We start from the raw sequence: 2,107 nt of genomic DNA, 5'->3' as shown, positions 1-2,107 counted from the left end.
GGCCAAGGCCGTGCGCTCCGCATTGGCTACCGAGCAGGGCAGCGTGCTGGTCTTCCTGCCTGGACAGCGCGAGATCGAGCGCACCGCCGAGCGGCTTGTGGGCAACGTTGCGGCCGACACCGATATCGTTCCGCTCTACGGCCAGCTCGACAACAAGGCGCAAGACCAGGCGATCCGGCCGGCGCCGGCCGGCCGCCGCAAGGTGGTGCTGGCGACCTCGATCGCCGAGACGTCCATCACCATAGATGGCGTGCGCGTCGTCATCGATTCCGGCCTGTCGCGCCTGCCGCGCTATGAGCCGGCAAGCGGCCTGACCAGGCTGGAGACGGTGCGTGTCAGCAGGGCCTCGGCCGATCAGCGCGCCGGCCGCGCCGGGCGCACGCATGCCGGCGTGGCGGTGCGCCTGTGGCGGGCCGAGCAGACCGCGTCGCTTCCCGCCTTCACGCCGCCGGAAATCCTCGAGGCCGATCTGTCGGGCCTGCTGCTCGACTGCGCCGCCTTCGGTGTCGCCGATCCGTCGAGCCTGTCCTTCCTCGATCCGCCGCCGGCGCCGGCGCTCAACGAGGCTAGGGTTCTGCTCAAGGCGCTGCACGCCAGCGATGAGGCAGGGCGGCTGACGGAAGCAGGCGCCGCCATGCGCAAGCTGGCGCTGCCGGTGCGGCTGGCGCATATGGTGGCCGAAGCCGCGAAGACCGGCCATGCGCTCGAAGCGGCGACGCTTGCCGTGCTTTTGACCGAGCGCGGGCTGGGCGGCGACAGCGCCGATCTGGAGCGGCGTCTGATCCGGTTTCGCGGCGAGAAATCGCCGCGCGCCAACGCCGCCAGGCAGCTTGCCGAGCGTCTGGCCAGGCAGGCCGGTGGCGGGCAGGGCGGCGAAGCGGCCTCTGCCGGCCCCCTTTTGATCCATGCCTGGCCGGATCGCGTCGCGAGGGCGCGCGGCGAGCGCGGCCGCTTCGTGCTCGCCAACGGTTCGGGCGCCATGGTCGATGCCGCCGATCCGCTCGCCAACGAAACCTGGCTCGTCGTCGCCGACTTGCAGGGCAAGGCGCAGAACGCCCGCATCACCGCGGCCGCGCCGGTCGGCGAAGCCGATATCCGCGCCGCTCTTGCCCATCGCTTCGTAACGAAGCGCGAGACGAGCTTCGACCGCGAGCGCCTCGCCGTGCGTATGCGCGAGACCGCCAGGCTCGGCGCCATCACGTTGTCCGAACGCATGCTGCCGGCGCCGTCCGGCGCCGATGCCGACCGCGCCATCCTCGACGCGCTGAGAGAGCACGGCCTGTCGCTGCTCGATTGGGGCAAGGAGGCGGAAGCGCTCCGCCGGCGGCTCGGCTGGCTGCATCGCGGCCTCGGCGCGCCCTGGCCAGACGTTTCGGATGAAGCGCTTGTCGAGCGCCTCGACGACTGGCTCCTGCCGTTTCTTTCCGGCGACGCGTCCTTCGCGGCCATCAAGCCGGCGACTTTGTCGTCGGCGCTCATGGCGCTTGTCCCTCATGACCTGCAGCGCAAGGTCGACGCGCTGGCGCCGACCCATTTCGACGCGCCGTCCGGCAGCCATGTTCCCATCCGCTATGACGGCGAATGGCCGGTGCTGGCGATCCGCGTGCAGGAACTCTTCGGCCTCGACCGGCATCCTTCAATCGCCAACGGCACCGTGCCGCTGACGCTGGAGCTTCTGTCGCCGGCGCATCGCCCGATCCAGACGACGCGGGACTTGCCCGGCTTCTGGCGGGGCTCCTGGGCGGATGTGCGCACCGACATGCGCGGCCGCTACCCAAAGCATGTCTGGCCGGAAAACCCGCTGCTGGCCGCCGCCACCAGCCGCGCCAAGCCGCGTGGAACGTGATCGTGGGCGGGACGATCTTTGACAGGCCGCTTGCGTTGACGGACCGCATGCATTGGCGATTGGCGCAAAAGCCCATCACGTCGTCATCCTCGGGTCTGCGCTCCGCTTCGCGTCGCTCCGCCCGTGGATGACGAAATCGCGAAGGGCCTCGGCTAATGCGAATCGCGCAAGGCGCCTTTTACAGCACTACTAGCGCTTACTCTCCCGCGGTTATAATCGTAAGTCGATGATCAACATCCTGCGCGCGCCTGATTCCCAGCC

The 2,107-nt window shown here is 69.7% G+C and carries 1 protein-coding gene; it reads left to right on the top strand.

Annotation, left to right across the window (positions count from 1 at the left end; genetic code table 11):
• Nucleotides 1-1,846 (top strand): ATP-dependent helicase HrpB (gene hrpB, locus EOA27_RS33415; protein ID WP_127258408.1); only part of this gene is annotated, 1,846 nt, incomplete at its 5' end.
• Nucleotides 1,847-2,107: the final 261 nt, after the last annotated feature.

The organism is Mesorhizobium sp. M2A.F.Ca.ET.037.01.1.1, from assembly GCF_003998075.1.
GTDB lineage: Bacteria > Pseudomonadota > Alphaproteobacteria > Rhizobiales > Rhizobiaceae > Mesorhizobium.
The sequence above is the reverse complement of the archived record's forward strand: the minus strand, read 5'-3'. Positions and strand labels throughout refer to the sequence as shown.